Source organism: Streptomyces sp. NPDC014801 (assembly GCF_043082085.1).
Classification (GTDB): Bacteria; Actinomycetota; Actinomycetes; order Streptomycetales; family Streptomycetaceae; genus Streptomyces.
In genome coordinates this window covers 48,366-66,847 of the sequence record NZ_JBIBXG010000004.1, presented here as the reverse complement: position 1 = coordinate 66,847, position 18,482 = coordinate 48,366, and the positions used below count along the sequence as shown (strand labels likewise).

Sequence of the window (18,482 nt, the reverse complement as noted above, 5' to 3'; positions counted from 1 at the left end):
CGGGCGTCGGTGCGCGTCACACGAGGGCGACGGCCTCCTCGGGGGAGAGGCCGGCGCCCTCGGCGTATGCGGCGGCGTACGCCTCCTCGTCGCCCAGCGCGTCCCGTACCGCCTGCTCGGCCCGGTCGCGGGCGGCGCGTTCGGCGAAACCGGAGACATGGCCGGGCGGCAGCAGCGCCTCGGCCGCGCCGAGGCAGCGGGCGGCGTCCCGCGCCCGGGCGCCGTCCTCGGCGCCGGCCAGCGCGGCCGCGGCCAGGACCAGGCACAGCGCGCGCATGTGCGGCACGATCGTGCGCGACAGCGGCTCGTTGGCCTGCTCCAGCGCCCGCCGGGTCTTGGGCAGCGCCTCGTCGTGGAGGCCGTCGACCACGTCGAGCCACGCCTCCTGGGTGAGGATGAACCCGTCGAAGACCATGAAGGAGGCGGCGCCGAAGTCCGCCCTCAGCCGCCGGATCTGCTCCCGGGCCTCCCCGGTCCGGCCGGTGATGCTCAGCCAGCCCGCGAGGAACAGCCGGGCGGCCGGCATCGCCTCGGTGACCGCGCCCTCGGGGCGGTCGATGACCTCGCGCAGCAGCGCCTCGCCGCGCTCCGGATCGCCCGCCTCCAGCAGCGCGGTGCCCAGCCGGGCGGTGAGCACGGCCTGCTGGGCACGGGCGCCGAGCTCCTCGGCCGCGGCGATGGCGGCCTCGTAGTCGGCGGCGGCCGCCGCGTACTCGCCCTTGCGCTCATGGGCCTCACCGCGCGCGGACAGCGACTCGGCGACCCCCCAGCCGTCGCCCAGGCGCCGGAAGATCTCCAGGGCCTCGTCGGCGTCGGCGGCGGCGTCACCGGCCCAGTCGGTGCGGTTGGCCAGGAGGTTGGCGCGCATCTGCAGGCAGAGGGCGAGCTCCCATTCGTAATCGGGGCGGGTGCGGCAGGTGTCCACGGCCGCGTCGCCGATGACGCGGATGCGGTCGATGTCGCCGCTCAGCACCACCGCGAAGAACCACACATAGCCCGGCGGACGGCAGGCCTGCGGCAGGCCCGGGGTGTACGTCTCGCTGACGATCCGCAGCTTCTCCTGCGCCGCGGGCGTCTGCCAGGTGTCCATCTCGGTGTCCATGCAGGCGAGATGGACGAGATGCACGCCGCGGCGGGCCTCGGCGAGCATCTCGCCGGTCATCGGGGGCGGGGCGTCGGTGCAGCGCTCCCACAGCGGGGCGGCGGGGCGCACCGGTTCGGTGAACGGGTCGGGGCCGAGCGCCATGACCTCGGCGGCCCAGTTGCGGGTCTCGATGCGCAGGTCGCGCATCTGCCAGTACCAGCACAGGGAGAGCACCAGGCACAGCGCCTCCTGCTCGTCACGGGCGGCGACGGCGTGCCGCAGGGCGGTGCGCAGGTTCTCGTACTCCCGTTCGATGCGCTCGATCGCGGCGCGCTGCCCCGCGCCGCGCAGCTGCGGGTCGGTGGTGCGGGCGAGTTCCCGGTAGTACGTCAGATGGGCGCGCTCGGCGTCGGCGCGGGCGCCGCTCTCGTCGAGGCGTTCGGCGGCGTACTCGGCGACCGTCTCCAGCAGCCGGTAGCGCATCGAGCCGTCCTCGCCGGTGGGGGTGGCGACGACGAGGGACTTGTCGACGAGGGAGGCGAGCGCGTCGAAGGCGGCCGGGCCGCACACGGCCTCCGCGGCGGGCAGGTCGCAGCCGCCGGCGAAGACGGACAGCCGCCGCAGGACGTCGCGTTCGTCCTCGTCGAGCAGGTCCCAGGACCAGTCGACGACCGCGCGCAGGGTCTGCTGGCGGGGCAGGACCGTGCGGCTGCCGGAGGTCAGCAGGCGGAAGCGGTCGTCGAGGCGGTCGGCTATCTGGCGCGGGGTGAGCATGCGCAGGCGGGCCGCGGCCAGCTCGATGGCGAGCGGCAGGCCGTCCAGGCGGCGGCAGATCTCGGCGCAGGCCGCGGCGGTCTCCTCGTCGGCGTCGACGCGGAAGCCGGGGCGGGCGGCGGCGCCGCGTTCGGCGAGCAGCCGCAGCGCGACCGGCTCGGGCAGCGGCTCCACGGGGCGCAGCACCTCGCCGGGGACGCCGAGGGGTTCGCGGCTGGTGGCGAGCACGGTCAGTTCCGGGCAGCGGGCGAGCAGTTCCTCGGTGAGGCGGGCGGCGGCCTCCACGACGTGCTCGCAGTTGTCGAGGATGAGCAGCATGCGGCGCCGGGCGCAGTGCTCGGCGAGCCGGACGAGCGGGTCGTCGTGGCGTTCGGCCACGGCCCGCATCTCCTCGGCACCGGCACCGCGCAGCACGGTCTCGCGGGCGCCGACGGCGGTCAGCACGGCCTCGGGGACGGCGTCGGGGTCGTCCACGGGCGCGAGCTCGGCGAGCCAGACGCCGTCGCGGGCGGCGTCCCGGACGGTCTCGGCGGCCTCCTGCGACAGCCGCGTCTTCCCGGCTCCGCCGGGCCCGAGCAGGGTGACGAGCCGGGCGGCCCCGAGATCCCGCCGGATCGCCGCGATGTCGGCCTCCCGCCCGACGAAGGAGGTGAGCCGGGCGCGGAGGTTGCCGGGAGCCTGGGGCGCGGGAGCCTGCGGCGCGGGGGCGGTCGCGGGGTCGGTGGCGTGCGGTGCGTGCGGGGGTGCGGCCGGGGAGGTGCGGGCGCCGGGGGTGCCGTACGCCTGCGGGGCGCCGTGGGACGCGGGGGCGCCGGGGGTGCGGCCCTCGGGCGTCGGGTGGGGCCGGGGCGTCCGGCCGGGGGCCGGGGTCGGGCCGGGAGCGCCGGTGGCCCGGTCGGCGGACGGCCGCGCACCGGTCGGCGAGCCGTCGGGCTCGGGGGCGTGACCCCGGGCCGGTCTGCCGGCGGACGGCTGCACGTCGTACCCCTCGGGCGCCGGCGAGGCGGTGACCGTGCCGGGGGCGGGTGGCGGGGCGGTGGCCGGGTCCAGGAGTTCCGCGTGCAGGGCGCGCAGTTCCGGGCCGGGGTCCGAGCCGAGGTGGTCGGCGAGGTGGTGGCGGACCTCTTCGTAGGCGGCGAGGGCCTGGGCCGTGCGGCCGGTGGCGCGCAGGGCCCGCAGCCGCAGCGCCTGCAGCGGCTCGTCCAGCGGGTGGGCGTCGCACAGCGCGGTCAGCTCCGGCAGCGCCTGGTCCGCCTCGCCGAGCGCCAGCGCCGCGGTCAGGCGGGCGCGCCGCGCGTCCAGGCAGCGGGTCTCCCAGCGGGCCACCTCGGCGGTGCGGTCAGGCAGGTCGGCGAGGGCGGGGCCCTGCCACAGGGCGAGGGCGTCGTCCAGCACGGCGGCCGCCTTCGCGGCGTCGCCGTCGGCGAGGGCGCGCAGCCCGTCGCCGGTGAGCCGCTCGAAGCGGTGCAGGTCGACGTCGTCGGGGGCCGCGGCGAGCCGGTAGCCGCCGTCCACCGAGGCCACCGCGCCGGCGCCGAGCGCCCGGCGCAGCCGCCCGACCAGCGCCTGCAGCGCCCCGGGGGCGTCGGCGGGCGGGTCCCCGGCCCACACCTCGTCCACCAGCAGCGCCGCCGGCACGGTACGGCCGGGGCGCAGGGCGAGGACGGTCAGCAGGGCACGCAGCCGCGCCCCGCCGACCGGGACGGCGGTGCCGTCGGGGCGGAGTGCCTGCGTGGTGCCGAGGATCCGATAGCGCACGGGGTCATTCTCTCCGGTGACGTGGACGAGGGGCACGGCGTTCGGTCGGCGCGGCGGCCGGCGCCGCCTTCGGGGGCGAGCCGGTGGGCCGGGTGCGGCGGCGGCCTCACGGGGGTGCGGGCGGGCCGGGGACCGTGCTCGGTGTCTGCTGGAGCGCCGTGGGCTCCCGGACCGGCAGGCCGCCGGTCTCGGCGCCCGCCACGGTCCGCGCGTGCGGAATCCCACGCAGCCCGAGCAGGCGGATCCAGTCCCCGGGGCGGAGCCGGCCCTCCCGCGGTCAGCCGGTCGTGCCGGCCGCCCCCGAGTACCTCGGCGGCGTCGGACGGCGGCAGGGGCCGGCTCACCTCCTGCCCCACCGTGAACGGCGTACCGCAGCACTCCGGCTGCCGGCCCTCGTCGTACCCCTCCCACAACCCCATGCGCCCACCCTTGCGGGAACGGCCGCCCACCGCGAGACGTTTTCCGGGTGCGCCCGGTACCGTCGGGCGGTCCAGTGCACGCGAAGAGCCGGGAGCCCCATGACGACCGCCGCCACCCGTCGTAGTGACCGACGGGTCAGTCCTGTCTTCCTCGGGATCGTGGCCGTGACCGCGGTGGCCGGGTGGGCCGCCTGGACCGGGTTCGCTGAGCAGCCGGGCGTGGCGGTGTTCCTGTTCGTCACGGCGGCGTGGATCGTCTCGCTGTGCCTGCACGAGTACGCGCACGCGCGCACCGCGCTGCACAGCGGTGACATCAGCGTCGGCGCGAAGGGCTACCTCACGCTCAACCCGCTGCGGTACACGCACGCGTTGCTGAGCATCGTGCTGCCCGTGGCGTTCCTGATCATGGGCGGGATCGGCCTGCCGGGCGGCGCGGTGTTCATCGAGCGGGGCCGGATCCCGGGGCGCTGGCGGCACAGCCTGGTGTCGGCGGCCGGTCCGCTGACGAACGTGCTGTTCGCCGTGGTGTGCACGGCGCCGTTCTGGCTGGGCGGCCCGGACGCCGTGCCGGGCGACTTCCGGTACGCGCTGGCGTTCCTGGCGCTGCTGCAGGTCTCGGCGGCGATCCTGAACTTCCTGCCGGTGCCGGGGCTCGACGGCTACGGCGTGCTGGAGCCGTGGCTCTCCCCGCGCGTCAAGCGCCAGGTCGAGCCGTACGCGCCGTTCGGCCTGCTGTTCGTGTTCGCGCTGCTGTGGGTGCCGTCCCTGAACGCGGCGTTCTTCGACGCCGTCCACGCCGTCCTGCGCGGCCTGGGCGTGAGCGGCTTCGACGCCGCGTACGGCTGGCAGCTCTACCGGTTCTGGTGAGCGGCCGCCGCCGCCCGGCCGCGCCGCACGTAGTACCAGGTCATGTTGGACGACAGGCCCGCCAGCAGCACCCAGACGACGCCCAGCCAGCTGCCCTGGACGAAGGAGACGACGGCCGCGGCCACGGAGAGGACGCAGACGACCAGGGCGTAGAGGGCGAGGCGGGGCATGGGGGCGGGCTCCTGTCGGGGACACTGCGGGCACTGCTGACGTCCCCCAGTGTCCCCCATGCCCCGTCGCGGCTCACACGTCGGTGAGGCGCAGCCCCGCGTGTGCCTTGTACCGGCGGTTGACGGAGATCAGGTTCGCGACCAGGGACTCCACCTGGTGGGCGTTGCGCAGCCGCCCGGCGAAGATGCCGCGCATGCCGGGGATGCGGCCGGCGAGGGCCTGCACGATCTCCACGTCGGCGCGGACCTCGCCGAGCACCATCACATCGGTGTCGATCTGCTCGATCTCGGGGTCCTGGAGCAGGACGGCCGACAGGTGGTGGAAGGCGGCGGTGACCCGCGAGTCCGGCAGCAGGGCGGCGGCCTGCTCGGCGGCGCTGCCCTCCTCCGGCTTGAGCGCGTAGGCGCCCTTCTTGTCGAAGCCGAGCGGGTTGACGCAGTCGACGACGAGCTTGCCGGCCAGTTCCTCGCGCAGGGACTCCAAGGTCTTGCCGTGGCCCTCCCACGGCACGGCGACGATCACGATGTCGCTGCGTCGCGCGGTCTCGGCGTTGTCGGCGCCCTCGATGCCGTGCCCGAGCTCCTCGGCCGCCGCTCGGGCGCGTTCCGCGGCGCGCGAGCCGATGATCACCTTCTGCCCGGCGCGGGCGAGGCGGTAGGCCAGTCCCTTGCCCTGCGGTCCGGTGCCGCCGAGCACGCCGACGACGAGCCCCGAGACGTCCGGGAGGTCCCAGGGGTCCTTGGCGGGGGCCTTCTGTGCGCTGTCGCTTGTGGTCATGGGGTCGACCCTACGTCGTCCGCCGCGCCGCGGCCGGGGCGGCGGCGGGGGGCGTGCCCGTCGCCGGGTCGGGGGAATTCCGGGCGAACGGCCGGTGCGGGGAGGACGGTTGCCGGAGGATGCGGCCCATGGACGCCGTACGGGTCGCGTTGTTGCGGGAAGTGCTGGCCGGGACCGAGTGGCTCGGGGCCACGCGGAGGTTCGCGGGGGCGCTGCGGGGGTCGGTCGTGTCGCACGGGGGCGGGCTGCTGCTCGTGGGCACGCCGGAGTACGAGCCGTGGCACCTGGCGGCGCATCTCGTGGACGAGGCCGCGTGGTCGGGGACGCCGGAGCTGGCGCCGACACTGGTGCGGCACGACGCGCGGCCCTCGGATCCGGCGCACCTCGCGGTCGGGCTGGGGCGGATCGAGGCGGCACGGCGGGGCGAGACGCTGCTCGTCGTGGCGCCCGGGGAGCCCGCGCCGCTGCTGGAACGCGTGCACGACGCCCGGCGGGCCGGGGTGACCGTGCTGGCGCTCGGCGGCGGGGCGGGCGAGCTGGCGGGGATGGCGCACGAGGCGCTGACGGTGCCGGACGGCGCGGAACTGGACCTCGACACGGTCCAGCACCTGGTGAGCGCGGCGGCCGGCGAGACGACGGTGCCGGGCCCGCCGAGGGGCCGCCGCACGTTCCGCGACCGCCTGTCCCGCCTGGCGGAATCCCTGACGTCCCCGCCCCCGGCCCCCTGGTGACGCCCTCGGACCCTCCCTCACCGCCCTGGTGAGCCCCGGCCGCCTCACCGCACTTGTGAGCCCCGCCCGCCTCACCGCACTGGTGAGCCCCGGCCGCCGGAAAACCGATTGCCGTGGGACCGGCCCCGGCAGACCATGGCTGCTCGTGAGCGTCCCCTCCCGTCTGCGTGTACTGCTGCCCGATCTCGCGCCCTGGAAGGCCTCCGCGGACTTCCGGCGGCTGTGGATGTCCGGGCTGATCTCGAACTTCGGGAGTTTTCTGACGTTCGTCGCCCTGCCGGTGCAGCTGAAGGAGCTGACCGGGTCCGCGGCGGCCGTGGGCGCGATCGGTGCCGTGGAGCTGGTGCCGCTCGTGGTGTGCGGGCTGTACGGCGGCGCGCTGGCCGACGCGTTCGACAAGCGGAAGCTGATCGTGTGGACCGAGGCGGGCCAGGGCCTGCTGTCCGCGCTGCTCCTGCTGAACGCGCTGCTGCCGCACCCCGCGGTCTGGCCGCTGTACGTGGTCGCCGCCCTGTCCTCCGCCCTGGTGTCCGTGCAGCGCCCGGCGCTGGACTCGCTGTGGCCGCGGATCGTCGCGCACGACGACCTGCCGGCGGCGGCCTCGCTGAACTCCCTGCGCTGGACCGTGGGCGGTGTCGCCGGCCCGGCCGTCGCGGGCCTGGTGGTGGCCTACGCGGGCCTCGGCTGGGCGTACGCCGCGGACCTCGCCACTTTCGCGGTGTCCGTGGCGTACGTCGTCGGCATCGCCGCCTCCCCCGCCTCGCACGAGGCCGCGAAGCCCTCGCTGCGCTCCATCGCCGAGGGCGCCCGGTACGCGTGGAGCCGCAAGGAGCTGCTCGGCACGTACGCGATCGACCTGGCGGCGATGTTCCTGGCGATGCCGCTCGCCGTGCTGCCGTTCCTCGCGGACGATCTGGACGCCGAGTGGTCGCTGGGGCTGATGTACGCGGCGGTGCCGTTCGGCGCGCTGCTGGTGAGCCTGACCGGCGGCTGGGCCTCGCGGGTGCACCGGCACGGGCGGATGGTGGTGCTGTCGGCCGCGGGCTGGGGCCTGGCCGTCGCGGCCGCCGGGATCGCCGGCGAGGTGTGGCTGGTGCTGCTGTTCCTGACCGTGGCGGGCGCCTGCGACATGGTGAGCGGCATCTTCCGCTCGGCCATGTGGAACCAGACGATCCCGGACGAGCTGCGCGGCCGGCTCGCGGGGATCGAGCTGCTGTCGTACTCGGTGGGGCCGACGGTCGGCCAGGTCAGGTCCGGTGGCTTCGCCGCGTGGTGGGGTGTGCGGGCGTCCGTCTGGTCGGGCGGGCTGCTGTGCGCGGGCGCGGTGGGGCTGCTGGCGCTGTGCCTGCCGCGGCTGCTGGCCTACGACGTACGGACGAACGAGCACGCGCTGCGGCTGCGCGCACACCGCGCAGCCGCAGGAGAGCCCGTGCAGGGCTGATCGCCTCGGACGCGGCGCTCAGTCCTCGTCGGTGGCGCCGCCCGCGGGGGCGTCGTGCCAGCGGGGGTCGTTCTCCCACTCGAGGTTGCGCTCGCGGGCCGTCTCCATCGCGTGCTCGGCCTCCTGCCGGGAGGCGTACGGTCCGAAGCGGTCCTTGCCCGGGCAGTCCGGGCCCTCCTCGACCTTCTTGTGCTCCAGGCAGTAGTACCACTCGCCCGGCTTGCCCGCCGTGCGCTTCTTGAACAGGGCCATCGCCTCGCTCCTCTCGCCACCGACATGTTCCCCCATGCCCGCTGGTTAGACTCGCTGGCATGTCTGGCCAGTCGCTGCTCGTACCAGGGGAGCTGTCTCCCACCCGTTCCGTGCCCGGAAACATCCGCCGCCCCGAGTACGTCGGCAAGCCCGCGCCGACGCCGTACACCGGGCCGGAGGTGCAGACCGCGGAGACGATCGAGGCAATGCGGGTGGCCGGCCGGATCGCGGCGCGGGCGATGGAGGAGGCCGCGCGGCACATCCGGCCCGGGGTGACCACGGACGAGCTGGACCGGGTGGCGCACGAGTACATGTGCGACCACGGCGCCTACCCCTCGACGCTGGGCTACCGGGGCTTCCCGAAGTCGCTGTGCACCTCGGTCAACGAGGTGATCTGCCACGGCATCCCGGACTCCACGGTGCTGCGCGACGGCGACATCGTGAACCTGGACGTGACGGCGTACATCGGCGGCGTGCACGGCGACAACAACGCCACCTACCTGGTGGGGGACGTCGACGAGGAGAGCCGGCTGCTCGTGGAGCGCACGCGTGAGGCGCTGCACCGGGCCGTCAAGGCGGTCAAGCCGGGCCGGCAGATCAACGTCATCGGCCGGGTCATCGAGTCCTACGCCAAGCGCTTCGGGTACGGCGTGGTGCGGGACTTCACCGGGCACGGCATCAACTCGTCGTTCCACTCGGGGCTGATCGTCCCGCACTACGACAGCCCGCACGCGACGACCGTGATGCAGCCGGGGATGACCTTCACGATCGAGCCGATGCTGACGCTCGGGACGCACGAGTACGACCTGTGGGACGACGGCTGGACCGTGGTGACCAAGGACCGCAAGCGGACCGCCCAGTTCGAGCACACGCTGGTGGTGACGGAGTCCGGCGCGGAGATCCTCACGCTGCCGTGACCCGGCACCGGGCCGTGGCCCGCCCTGCACGCGCCGAGGCCCGCCCTGCACGCAGGGCGGGCCTTTCGCCGTACGGGGGTCAGAGGTCGCCGCGGCAGTAGGAGCCGCCCCAGACCAGGTTGCCGCCCTCGGAGGTGATGCCGCCGAAGTAGGTGGCGCAGACGTCGGCGTCGTCGCCGCCGCCGTGGCGCGGGTCGTGGTCGGCCGCGGCGGCGGTGGCCGCACCGGCGGCGGTCAGGGTGACGGTCAGCAGAGCAGCGGCCAGAACCGAGCGCATGCGCATGGAACCCTCCTGTGGGGGTCGGTGACAGATCACCGCCAGAGGTCCCCGGCCGCGGCCGTCCGCACACACCCCGCCACCCGAACACCAGCGCTACCACCTGAACGGGTGTGCGCCCGGAAGGTGTCCGGCCGTCACCCGTCGGGCTCAGCGCTCCAGGTGGACGCGGCCGCCGACCTCCACCCAGTCGCCCGGCTGCGGGGCGGTGAGGATCTGGGAGCCGGCGCCCTGGACGATGTTGAGGGCGCGGCCGAGCCGGTGTGTGAGGAGCAGGGCCGCCGCGCCGGTCGCCTCGTCCTCGGTGATGCCGTCGTCGCGGCCGGGGAAGGCGCGGGCGCGGACCCGCCCGGCCGCCTCGTCCTCCCAAGCCCAGGCATAAATCCACTCCCCCGCCGGCGGCACGGGCAGGGCCTCGACCTCGGCGGCGGAGGCGTACTGGCGCAGGGTGCGTGGCGGCGCCCACTCCGGGCGGGCCTCGATCCAGCAGAACTCCCCGTCCTGCCGGGCGCCCACCACCCCGGCGGGGGTGACCAGTTCGGGCACGTCGAGCAGCCAGGCGCTGCCCACGCAGGGGTGGCCGGCGAACGGCAGCCGCAGGGTGGGCGTGTAGATGTCGATCACGCCGCGCTCGGGGTCGTCCACGAAGACGGTCTCGCTGAAGCCCAGTTTCCCGGCGAACTTCTGCCGTGCGGCCGGGTCGGGCATCCGGGAGCCGTCGCGGACGACGCCGAGTTCGTTGCCGTAGCCGCCGTCCGGGCCGCAGAAGACGCGGAGCACGTCGTAGTCAGTCACGGGGGCATTGAAACATCGCGCGGGCGGCGACGGCGTCCCAGGCGGGGGCGCCGCCGGGCAGCGGCCAGGTGCGCGTGGCCTCGGGTTCGTACGGCAGGGACAGCAGCGCGTCGGCGTGGCCGCGTTCCAGGGCGGCGCGCTGCGCCGCCTGGCCGGGGTGCGGGGGGTGGGCGTCCAGCCCGGCCAGGCGCCGCCGGTGAGCCTCGGTCACCTCGGCCAGGGTGCGCCGGTTGTCCGCGTCGTCGGGTACGCGGGTCAGCTCCACGCACACCGGTTCCGCGCCCTCGGCGAGCGCGGTCACGGCGCGGTCGTGGCCGTCGAGGATCAGCCATCCGTCGAGGAAGGACACCCACCACAGCAGTACGGGCGCGAGGCGGCCCTCGCGGGCCTGGCGGCGGTAGGCCTTGACCCGGGGGGCGCCGGGCGGGGAGAGCGGGCGCAGGGGCAGGACGCCGTGCCAGCCGCCCGCGCAGTGCAGGCCCAGTGCGGCGTCCGGCCAGCCGGTCACCAGGTCCTCGCTCCACACGCCGGGTTCGAAGGCGGCACGGCGGCGCAGGTGCCATCGCCCGTCGTGCAGGGGGCCGTCCGGGGCTTCCTCCAGCCACCGGGCGAAGCGGTGGGTCCAGGCGGTGCGGGCGCGCTGCTCGGCGGCGCGCAGCGGGGGCAGCGGGGAGCGGTAGCCGTCCAGCCGGCGCAGGCGCAGGTCGGGGCAGCAGCCGTCGTCCGTGAGCCGGCCGATCAGCAGGGGCCGGTCCGCCTGGGTGAGCAGCCTGCGGCCGCCGTCGGTCCACGCGAAGCGCAGGGGCGGCGGGCCGGGGCGCCCGGAGAGCGCCAGTACCAGCGCGTCGCCCGGCAGCGGTTCCCTGGTCCCCCGGCGCGTGGTCATGGCGGTCAGTGTGCGCGGCGCGGGCCCGCTGCGGGAAGCGGGTTTCGCGGGACGGCCGTGCGCCGTCGGCGCATCGGTGCGCCGGACGTGCCACGACCGCCGGGGCCTGTCGTGACCGGAGGGTGCCGGGGGCCGGTGCCGCAGGTCCGAGCCCTCACCAGGGGGGATCTTTGAATTTTCTTTGACCTTTCCTTGGCACTCGTTTTGAGTCACCGTGATCAAAGCGCGCCCTTACGGCGCCCATGAGAGGTGAATCACTGCATGCGGGGGTACCACGCAGGTAAGCCTCGGTTAAGTTAGGCGAGCCTCACCAATCCCGTGGGGATCGACACGACCTTTTTCAGCCACCTGCCGGGAGCCCGCATGCGAGCCGCCAGACTGACCGTCACCGCCGCCGTCGCCATGGCGGCGGCGCTGACCGCCGTCACGGGCTGCACCCAGAAGAGCGACGCCAAGGGCGCCGACGGGGCGATCGAGGTGACCGCGACGGACGACAAGTGCGAGGTCTCCAAGCAGCAGGTCCCCGCCGGGCACGTCGAGCTGGCCATCGAGAACAAGGGTTCCAAGGTCACCGAGGTCTACGTCCTCTTCCCCGACGACCGGGTCGTCGCCGAGCGCGAGAACATCGGCCCCGGCACCCGGCAGAAGGTCACCGCCGAGGTGAAGGCCGGCGAGTACCAGATCGCCTGCAAGCCCGGCATGAAGGGCAAGGGCATCCGCCAGACCCTCAAGGTCACCGGCGGTGCCGCCGCCGCCCGGCGCGACCCGCGTCTGGACCAGGCCGTCGCCGCCTACCGCACCTACGCGCAGGAGCAGGCCGACGAGACGCTGCCCAAGGTCGAGGCCTTCGTGAAGGCCGTCAAGGCCGGCGACGTGGCGGCGGCGAAGAAGGCGTACGCGCCCTCCCGCCTCGGCTGGGAGCGCACCGAGCCGGTCGCCGAGTCCTTCGGCGACATCGACCCCAAGGTCGACGTCCGCGAGGACGGCCTGGAGGCCGGGCAGAAGTGGACCGGCTGGCACCGCCTGGAGAAGGCGCTGTGGCAGGGCGGGAAGATCGGCCCCGAGGAGAAGACCCTCGCCGACCAGCTCGTCACCGACCTCAAGGACTGGCAGAAGCGGGTCGGCACCGCCGAGATCACCCCCACCTCCATGGCCAACGGCGCCAAGGAGCTCCTCGACGAGGTCGCCACCGGCAAGGTCACCGGCGAGGAGGAGCGCTACTCGCACACCGACCTGGTCGACTTCAAGGGCAACGTCGAGGGCGCGCAGAAGTCCTACGAGCTGCTCAAGCCGGTCGCCCAGGCGAACGACAAGGCGCTCACCACCGAGCTGGACCAGCAGTTCGCCGCGCTGAACGCGCTGCTGGACAAGTACCGCGCGGACCAGCAGTCGTACGACTTCACCTCCTACGACAAGGTCGGCGCCGGTGACCGCAAGCAGCTGTCCGACGCCGTGAACGCCCTGGCGGAGCCGCTGTCCCGGCTCGCCGCCGCCGTCGTGAAGTGAGCGAGGAACGCAACCGATGACGGACACACAGGCCGCTGAGACGACCGGCACCCGGGCCCCCAGCCGGCGTGCGCTGATCGGCTGGGGCGGGGCCGGGCTCGCGCTCGGCGCCGCGGTGGCCGGCGGCGCGGTCGCGATGACCCGCACCGGCGACGACATGGACCCGGCCGCCGCCGACGCGGGCGGTGCCGTCGACTTCCACGGCGCCCACCAGGCCGGTATCGCCACGCCCGTGCAGGACCGGCTGCACTTCGCCGCGTTCGACGTCACCACCACCGACCGTGCCGCGTTCGTGCAGATGCTCAAGGACTGGACCGAGGCGGCACGGCGGATGACGGCCGGGCAGGCCGTCGGCGAGGGCGCCTACGGCGGGCTCGCCGAGGCCCCGCCGGACGACACCGGCGAGGCGCTCGGCCTCAAGCCGTCCCGGCTCACCCTCACCATCGGCTTCGGCCCGACCCTGTTCGACAAGTTCGGCCTGCACGGCAAGCGGCCCGAGGCCCTGGTCGACCTGCCGAAGTTCCCCGGCGACAACCTGGACAGGACCCGCAGCGGCGGCGACCTGTGCATCCAGGCCTGCGCCGACGACCCGCAGGTCGCCGTGCACGCCATCCGCAACCTCGCCCGCATCGGCTTCGGCAAGGTCGCCATCCGCTGGTCCCAGCTCGGCTTCGGCAAGACCTCCTCGACGACCCCCGACGCGCAGACCCCGCGCAACCTCTTCGGCTTCAAGGACGGCACCCGCAACATCGCGGGGACGGAGAGCGACCGCCTGAAGAAGTTCGTGTGGGTCGGCGAGGGCGACGGCACCGACTGGATGACCGGCGGCTCCTACCTGGTGGCCCGGCGCATCCGCATGAACATCGAGACCTGGGACCGCACCTCGCTGCAGGAGCAGGAGGACGTCTTCGGCCGCGACAAGCGCGAGGGCGCGCCCGTCGGCAAGGCCAAGGAGCACGACGAGCCGTTCCTGAAGGCGATGAAGCCGACCTCGCACGTGCGGCTCGCGCACCCCGACTCCAACAACGGGGCGACGATCCTGCGCCGCGGCTACTCCTTCACGGACGGCACCGACGGCCTGGGCCGGCTGGAGGCGGGCCTGTTCTTCCTGGCCTACCAGCGCGACGTGCGCAAGGGGTTCATCCCGATCCAGCGGAACCTCTCCCGCATGGACGCGCTCAACGAGTACACCCAGCACGTGGGTTCGGCGATCTTCGCGATCCCGCCCGGCGTCAGGGACTCCGCCGACTGGTGGGGCCGGACGCTGTTCGCCAAGGAGGCGTAGCCGATGTTCAGCAACTACCTGATCGGCCTGCGCGAGGGCCTGGAAGCCAGCCTGGTGGTCTGCATCCTCATCGCCTACCTGGTCAAGACCGGGCGGCGGGACGCGATCCGGCCCATCTGGATCGGCATCGGCATCGCGGCGGCCATCGCGCTCGGCTTCGGCTGCGTGCTCGAATTCGGCTCGCAGGAGCTGACGTTCCAGGCGCAGGAGGCGCTCGGCGGTTCGCTGTCCGTCCTCGCCGTGGGCCTGGTGACGTGGATGGTGTTCTGGATGCGGCGCACCGCCCGGCACCTGAAGTCCGAGCTGCACGGCAAGCTGGACGCGGCCCTGAAGATGGGCACCGGCGCGCTGGTGGCGACGGCGTTCCTGGCCGTGGGCCGGGAGGGCCTGGAGACCGCGCTGTTCGTGTGGGCGTCCGTGCACGCCGCCTCCGACGGCACCCCGCGCCCGCTGATCGGCGTGGCGCTGGGCCTGGCCACGGCGGTGTTCCTGGGCTGGCTGTTCTACCGGGGCGCGCTGAAGATCAACCTGGCGAAGTTCTTCACCTGGACCGGCGGCATGCTGGTCGTCGTCGCGGCCGGTGTGCTGGCGTACGGCTTCCACGACCTGCAGGAGGCCGACTGGCTGCCGGGGCTGAACAACCTGGCCTTCGACATCTCCTCCACGATCCCGCCGGACAGCTGGTACGGCACGCTGCTCAAGGGCGTGTTCAACTTCCAGCCCGATCCGACGGTTCTCCAGGTCACGGTGTGGCTGCTGTACCTGGTCCCCACGCTCGCCATCTTCCTCGCCCCGGTAGGGTTCGCCTCCGGGAAGGGGAAGGTGAAGCAGCCCAATGACACGGGAGACAAGGGTTCCCAGCCGTCCACGGCTTCGCAGGCCTGAACGGCTCCGTGAGGCGCTTCGCGAGACGCTCGGCGGGAGCGGGCGGCTTCGCGAGGCGCTTCGCGCACGTGACCGGCTTCGCGGGCGCCGGCGAGCGGCGCTGACCGCGGCCTCGCTGACCGCGCTCGCGCTGACCGCGAGCGGGTGCGTGGTGGTGCACGGGGAGCGCGTCGTGCTCCCGGCCACCACGCGCGGGGAGGCCGCGAAGGCGCTGCAGCAGTTCACCACCGCGTACAACAAGGCCGACCAGGCCTACGACGCCTCCCTGGACGCCGACCACACCACGGGCGCGCTCGGCGACATCGACGCCGCGCGGCTCAAGGCCCGGCACGCCAACAGTCCGCAGGGCAACCCCGACCACACCCCGCTGGTGCTGTCGGACGTGACGTACACGATCCCGAAGAAGGCGGGCTGGCCGCGCTGGTTCGTCGCCGACGCGCAGGGCAACCGGGCCGGGAAGTCGCGGTGGCTGCTGGTGTTCCTGCGGCACGACGAGCACGAGCCGTGGCAGGTGGCGTTCCTGACGCTGGTGGCGCCGGGGTCCGTGCCGCGGTTCGCGACGGACGCGGACGGGTTCGCGCAGGCCGTGGACGCGGGGTCGGCGGGGCTGGCGATCGCGCCGAAGGATCTGAGCCGGACGTACACGACGTACCTCAAGAGCGGGGGCGACGCGTTCGCCGACGGCCCGCACACGAGTGTGTGGCGGGCGAACCGGCAGAAGCTGGCCCGGCGGCCGGGGCTGGCGAACCAGTACATCGACACGCCGCTGACGGGCGGTGACTACGCTCCGCTGGCGCTGCGGACGGCGGACGGCGGGGCGATGGTCTTCTTCACCTCGCGGCACTACCAGAAGCAGACGGCCGCGGCGGGGGCGTCCGTGCCGGACCCGGGCCGGGATGTGCTGGCGCTGACCACCGGGGAGATCAAGCAGTCGCTGACGATGGAGTTCGTCTCCAACCAGGTCGCGCTGGACCCCAAGGGTCCGGGACGGGTGACGGTCCTGGGCCGGACCCAGGGAATGACGTCGGCGCAAGGTAGTTGAGCGCGGGGATTCGGGGAGCTGGGCGCGTATGCCGGCGGCGCGGGTCTCCTCGTGGCCGGTCGCGCAGTTCCCCGCGCCCCTGGGGGTTGCCGTCACCCCCCTGCCCAGCTGCGGGCAGTCGTGGTCAGTGGCGCAGAGGCCAAGGTGTCGGGTCCGGGGCCGCGTGGCGGGCGCAGGCGTCCGTGAGGGCTTCCAGGAGCGTCAGCGGATCGGGAAGCGGGTGCTCGGGACCGCGCACCCAGTGGACGGACTCGCCGTCGTCGCCGGGCAGCCGGGCGGGCGGTACGAGGACGTACGAGCCGCGGCAGTGCCAGCGCAGCCCCGGGTGCTCGTCCATCGTCTCGGGGTGGCAGTCCAGCTCGCAGGGCCACCACTCGTCCTCGTCCTCGGGCGTGCCCCGGGTGAGGGTGAAGAAGAGCATGCGGCCGTCGTCGCTCTGGGCGACCGGGCCGACGTCGACGCCCTCGGCGAGGAGGCGCTCCAGGGCCTCGCGGCCGGCCTCCAGGGGGACGTCCAGCACGTCGTGGACCATGCCGGTGGCGGTGATGAAGTTCGCCTGCGGCTGGTGGCGGGCCCAGCGTTCGATCTGGGCGCGGTCGGTGGTGGACTGCGTCTGCCAGGCGAAGGAGACCGGGTGGCGGGCCGGTGTGGGACAGCCCACGCGGTCGCACGAGCAGCGGTAGCCCGCGGGGTGCGCGGCGGGCGCCAGGGGCAGCCCGGCGGCGGCGGTGGCGAGCAGCAGGGCCTCACGGCCGCCGTCGTCGGCGGCCTGTTCGGGGCCGCGTCCCCGCAGCCACCGGGTGAGTTTGCCCCTCAGGCTCCTCGGACCGCCGAACTCCGCGCTCATCTATCCCCTCGCCTCGCTGTGGTGCCGACAGCATGCCCTATGGTCCCACCATCCGGTGCATCGGGGGGCCGGTGCGGACATCCCGGGTACCGCGGACGAGACGTACCGCACACCCTCAGCGCGGGGCGAGGCCGTACAAGGCGTAGTCGACCAGGGTGTCGGTGTAGGCGTGGGAGATCGGCCCGGTGCGCTGCAGCCAGCGCTGGGCGAGCGGGGAGACGAAGAGTTCCAGGGCGATGCGCGGGTCGATCTCGGGGCGGACCTGGCCGGCGGACCGGGCGGCGCGCAGGCGGTCGACGTACAGCTGGAGCTGCGGCTCCAGCAGCGCGGCGACGAACTGCCGGCCGACCTCCTCGTTGACCACGCCCTCGGCGGCCAGGGCGCGGGAGGGCGCCTCGAAGCGGGGGTCGAGCAGTTCGTCGACGGTGGCGCGCAGCACGGCCTTGAGGTCGGCGGCGAGGTCGCCGGTGTCGGGCAGGGCGGGGGGCTCCTGGCCGGCGGCCTGGTCGGTGAGGTCCAGGAAGGCCTCCAGCAGGACGTCCGCCTTCGACGACCACCAGCGGTAGATGGTCTGCTTGCCGACGCCGGCGCGGGCGGCGATGCCCTCGACGGTGGTCTTCGGGTAGCCGACCTCGGCGACGAGCGCGAGCGCGGCGTCGTAGATGGCGCGGCGGGACCTCTCACTGCGGCGGCTGGTGTCGGGGGTGGGCTTCCTGGTGGCCATGGCCGTCAAGCTACCAGCCGGGCAAGACGGTGCGTCTCGCCGCGGTCACCGCGCGGGCGGCCAGGCGTCGCCCCATTCGGTGTCCCGGGCCGCCTTGTACAGCTCGCCGTGGCGCTTGGTGACCGTGGTGCGGCGCAGCTGCTCGTCCGGCTCGCACAGGTCCAGCAGGACCTGGCCCTTGCGGATCTGCGGCCGGCGCACGACACGGGCGGGGGCCGGGTCCACCGGGAAGCGGGCGGCGGCGACGTAGGCGAACTTCTCGTCCTCGTACGGCAGGGAACCGCCCTTGACCTGGCGGTGCAGGGAGGAGCGGCTGACCCGGGCGGAGAAGTGGCACCAGTCGGTGCCGGGCGCGATGGGGCAGCCGGCGCTGTGCGGGCAGGGGGCGGCGATGTGGAAGCCGGCGGTGATCAGGCGGGCGCGGGCCTCGATGATCCGGGCGTAGCCGTCGGGGGTGCCGGGCTCGACGATGACCACGGCCCGGGCGGCGGAGGCGGCCGCGTCGACGAGCGCGGCCCGGTCGGCCGCGGTCAGCTCGTTCAGGACGTAGGAGACGGTGACCAGGTCCACGGGGTCGAGGGTCAGGTCGGCGCCGATGCGGGCGCGGCGCCAGCGGGTCTCGCGCAGCGCGGGGTGGGCGGCGGCCAGTTCCTCGCCGAGGGCGAGCGCGGGCTCGGCCCAGTCCAGGACGGCGACCTCGCGGGCGCCGGGCCAGGTGTCGGCCACGGCCCAGGTCGCGGCCCCGGTGCCGCCGCCGACGTCGGTGTGGCCGGCGGGGGTGAAGCCGGGCGCGGCCTGTGCGAACGCCTCCAGGGCCGCCCGTACCGCCTCGAAGGTGGCCGGCATCCGGTAGGCGGCGTACGCGGCCACGTCCGCGCGGTCGCGCAGGATCGGGGCGTCGGTCGGGGTGGCGCCGCGGTAGTGGGCGATCAGCCGCTCGACGGCCTGGGCGGCCTGCCGGGGCGGCAGGCCGTCGAGAAGCCGGGCGAGGCCGGCGCGCAGGGTGTCGGCCGGGGAGGAGGAGACGGGGGCGTTCACCCCGGA

At 74.6% G+C, this 18,482-nt stretch carries 18 protein-coding genes; 8 read left to right on the top strand and 10 right to left on the bottom strand.

Annotated features, from left to right (window positions below):
- Window positions 1–16 precede the first annotated feature (16 nt).
- Complete coding sequence (locus ACF1AL_RS09800; protein WP_391825741.1) at window positions 17–3,616, bottom strand: BTAD domain-containing putative transcriptional regulator; 3,600 nt, start codon at window positions 3,614–3,616, stop codon at window positions 17–19.
- Window positions 3,617–4,134: 518 nt separating this feature from the next.
- On the opposite strand from ACF1AL_RS09800, the gene ACF1AL_RS09795 reads away from it, so the two are divergent.
- On the top strand, window positions 4,135–4,902 hold the full coding sequence (locus ACF1AL_RS09795; RefSeq protein WP_366840980.1) for a site-2 protease family protein: 768 nt from the start codon (window positions 4,135–4,137) through the stop codon (window positions 4,900–4,902).
- On the opposite strand, the gene ACF1AL_RS09790 is transcribed toward ACF1AL_RS09795, so the two are convergent.
- Together ACF1AL_RS09790 and npdG are read right to left on the bottom strand one after the other, a co-directional pair.
- On the bottom strand, window positions 4,887–5,132 hold the full coding sequence (locus tag ACF1AL_RS09790; protein WP_384211920.1) for a hypothetical protein: 246 nt from the start codon (window positions 5,130–5,132) through the stop codon (window positions 4,887–4,889). The two genes, ACF1AL_RS09795 and ACF1AL_RS09790, sit on opposite strands and share 16 nt — an antisense overlap.
- 13 nt (window positions 5,133–5,145) lie before the next feature.
- Window positions 5,146–5,850 carry an NADPH-dependent F420 reductase gene (gene npdG, locus ACF1AL_RS09785; protein WP_391697824.1) on the bottom strand — a complete coding sequence of 235 codons (705 nt, stop codon included), beginning with the start codon at window positions 5,848–5,850 and terminating at the stop codon, window positions 5,146–5,148.
- 128 nt (window positions 5,851–5,978) lie between these two features.
- On the opposite strand from npdG, the gene ACF1AL_RS09780 reads away from it, so the two are divergent.
- Window positions 5,979–6,581, top strand: a complete 603-nt coding sequence (locus tag ACF1AL_RS09780) for a hypothetical protein (protein ID WP_366840983.1) — start codon at window positions 5,979–5,981, stop codon at window positions 6,579–6,581.
- Between the two features lie 139 nt (window positions 6,582–6,720).
- Window positions 6,721–8,022 (top strand): MFS transporter, encoded by a 1,302-nt coding sequence (locus tag ACF1AL_RS09775; RefSeq protein ID WP_391661484.1) that lies wholly within the window; start codon window positions 6,721–6,723, stop codon window positions 8,020–8,022.
- Between the two features lie 18 nt (window positions 8,023–8,040).
- On the opposite strand, the gene ACF1AL_RS09770 is transcribed toward ACF1AL_RS09775, so the two are convergent.
- Complete coding sequence (locus ACF1AL_RS09770; RefSeq protein WP_391661485.1) at window positions 8,041–8,274, bottom strand: hypothetical protein; 234 nt, start codon at window positions 8,272–8,274, stop codon at window positions 8,041–8,043.
- A gap of 59 nt (window positions 8,275–8,333) precedes the next feature.
- Here ACF1AL_RS09770 and map point away from each other — a divergent pair, with 59 nt between their 5' ends.
- On the top strand, window positions 8,334–9,191 hold the full coding sequence (map, locus tag ACF1AL_RS09765; protein WP_391820512.1) for a type I methionyl aminopeptidase: 858 nt from the start codon (window positions 8,334–8,336) through the stop codon (window positions 9,189–9,191).
- 79 nt (window positions 9,192–9,270) lie between these two features.
- Here the strand turns inward: map and ACF1AL_RS09760 are convergent, their stop codons facing one another.
- From ACF1AL_RS09760 to ACF1AL_RS09750, 3 genes are all read right to left on the bottom strand, one after another.
- The gene (locus tag ACF1AL_RS09760) at window positions 9,271–9,474 is read right to left on the bottom strand and encodes a hypothetical protein (protein ID WP_366840986.1); all 204 of its coding nucleotides are present in this window, start codon (window positions 9,472–9,474) and stop codon (window positions 9,271–9,273) included.
- 144 nt (window positions 9,475–9,618) lie between these two features.
- Window positions 9,619–10,263 carry a PhzF family phenazine biosynthesis protein gene (locus ACF1AL_RS09755; RefSeq protein ID WP_391825740.1) on the bottom strand — a complete coding sequence of 215 codons (645 nt, stop codon included), beginning with the start codon at window positions 10,261–10,263 and terminating at the stop codon, window positions 9,619–9,621.
- A complete protein-coding gene (locus ACF1AL_RS09750; RefSeq protein WP_391825739.1) occupies window positions 10,256–11,149 on the bottom strand; it encodes a hypothetical protein in 894 nt (297 codons plus the stop codon). Before ACF1AL_RS09750 ends, ACF1AL_RS09755 begins: the two co-directional genes overlap by 8 nt.
- A 363-nt stretch (window positions 11,150–11,512) precedes the next feature.
- Here ACF1AL_RS09750 and efeO point away from each other — a divergent pair, with 363 nt between their 5' ends.
- The 4 genes from efeO to ACF1AL_RS09730 all read left to right on the top strand — a co-directional run bounded on the left by efeO (window position 11,513) and on the right by ACF1AL_RS09730 (window position 15,867).
- Window positions 11,513–12,655, top strand: a complete 1,143-nt coding sequence (gene efeO / locus ACF1AL_RS09745; RefSeq protein ID WP_391825738.1) for an iron uptake system protein EfeO — start codon at window positions 11,513–11,515, stop codon at window positions 12,653–12,655.
- Between the two features lie 16 nt (window positions 12,656–12,671).
- On the top strand, window positions 12,672–13,940 hold the full coding sequence (gene efeB, locus ACF1AL_RS09740; RefSeq protein WP_366840990.1) for an iron uptake transporter deferrochelatase/peroxidase subunit: 1,269 nt from the start codon (window positions 12,672–12,674) through the stop codon (window positions 13,938–13,940).
- Between the two features lie 3 nt (window positions 13,941–13,943).
- Complete coding sequence (gene efeU, locus ACF1AL_RS09735) at window positions 13,944–14,825, top strand: iron uptake transporter permease EfeU (RefSeq protein WP_384211904.1); 882 nt, start codon at window positions 13,944–13,946, stop codon at window positions 14,823–14,825.
- Between the two features lie 115 nt (window positions 14,826–14,940).
- Window positions 14,941–15,867, top strand: a complete 927-nt coding sequence (locus ACF1AL_RS09730) for a hypothetical protein (protein WP_391697910.1) — start codon at window positions 14,941–14,943, stop codon at window positions 15,865–15,867.
- A 124-nt stretch (window positions 15,868–15,991) separates the two neighbouring features.
- Here ACF1AL_RS09730 and ACF1AL_RS09725 read toward each other — a convergent pair whose 3' ends face one another.
- From ACF1AL_RS09725 to ACF1AL_RS09715, 3 genes are all read right to left on the bottom strand, one after another.
- Entirely contained in the window at window positions 15,992–16,714 is a 723-nt protein-coding gene (locus ACF1AL_RS09725; protein ID WP_366840993.1) for a bifunctional DNA primase/polymerase, read from the bottom strand.
- Between the two features lie 115 nt (window positions 16,715–16,829).
- Entirely contained in the window at window positions 16,830–17,438 is a 609-nt protein-coding gene (locus ACF1AL_RS09720) for a TetR/AcrR family transcriptional regulator (RefSeq protein WP_391697838.1), read from the bottom strand.
- Between the two features lie 45 nt (window positions 17,439–17,483).
- Entirely contained in the window at window positions 17,484–18,476 is a 993-nt protein-coding gene (locus ACF1AL_RS09715; protein WP_366840996.1) for a small ribosomal subunit Rsm22 family protein, read from the bottom strand.
- Between the last annotated feature and the right edge of the window lie 6 nt (window positions 18,477–18,482).